Below are 1,097 nucleotides of genomic sequence, written 5' to 3'. Positions count from 1 at the left end.
AGGCCGCGCCCACAGGGAGATAGTAGGCAAATGGCATGGGACGACGAACGTCTTAGAGCTCTTCGCAACAAATATGGAGAAGGCGATAGCGGTGAGCCGTTCGATCCAAAGTTCCGTCGTATGGCCAACAAGATCTCCTCTGTTCCTGGCTCCGGCGCACCCTATGCCGGCATCCCTACCTTTCTTGACGCGCCCTACCGCCCGATCGACCACTCCAATCCCGACTTCGGTGGCATCCAGGTGGCGATCGTCGGCGTGCCGATGGATCTGGGCGTCACAAACCGCGCGGGCGCTAGCTTCGGGCCGCGCGCGTTACGCGCCATCGAGCGTATCGGCCCCTACAATCACATACTCGACTGCATGCCGGTGTTTGATCTACGCGTCGCAGACATTGGCGACGTCCCCTTTTCCAGCCGCTATCGGCTCGAGCAGTGCCACGCCGACATTGAGGCCTATCTCAACAACATCGTCGCGGCCGACGTGATACCACTTACGGTCGGTGGCGACCATTCTATCACCCATCCAATTCTCAAGGCGGTTGGCAGAGAACGTCCCGTCGGACTTATTCACATCGACGCTCATTGCGACACTGGCGGTTCTTTCGGCCAGACCAGGTTCCATCACGGTGGCCCTTTTCGCAATGCGGTGCTCGACGGTGTGCTCGATCCGACGCGAACTATCCAGATCGGTATCCGTGGTGCGGCGGAATATTTTTGGGAATTTTCCTACGAATCCGGCATGACGGTGATCCATGGCGAGGATATCCCCTCTGTTGGCATTCCCGCGATCATCGAAAAGGCGCTGCAGATCGTCGGCGACGGCCCCACTTATCTCTCTTTCGACATTGACAGCCTGGATCCCGCCTTTGCCCCCGGAACGGGGACGCCTGAAGTGGGTGGGCTCTCCACCCGAGAAGTGCTGGAGTTCCTCCGCGGCCTCAAGGGCATCGACCTTGTCGGCGGCGATGTCGTCGAAGTCGCTCCGCAATTTGATGCCACGACCAATACTGCTCAGGCCGGCGCTCAGGTGCTTTTCGAGATACTGAGCCTGATGGTTTTCAGTCCGTCCATGGCTCACAAGCCGGGCCAGGGAGCCAT

At 59.4% G+C, this 1,097-nt stretch carries 1 protein-coding gene; it reads left to right on the top strand.

Annotation, left to right across the window (positions count from 1 at the left end; translation table 11 throughout):
- Positions 1-30 precede the first annotated feature (30 nt).
- Positions 31-1,097, top strand: a 1,067-nt coding sequence (speB, locus tag EN955_RS34530; RefSeq protein ID WP_024505881.1) for an agmatinase, incomplete at its 3' end; no start/stop codon positions are given.

The sequence above is a fragment of the Mesorhizobium sp. M7A.F.Ca.CA.001.04.2.1 genome, from assembly GCF_003998485.1.
GTDB lineage: Bacteria > Pseudomonadota > Alphaproteobacteria > Rhizobiales > Rhizobiaceae > Mesorhizobium > Mesorhizobium ciceri.
The sequence above is the reverse complement of the archived record's forward strand: the minus strand, read 5'-3'. Positions and strand labels throughout refer to the sequence as shown.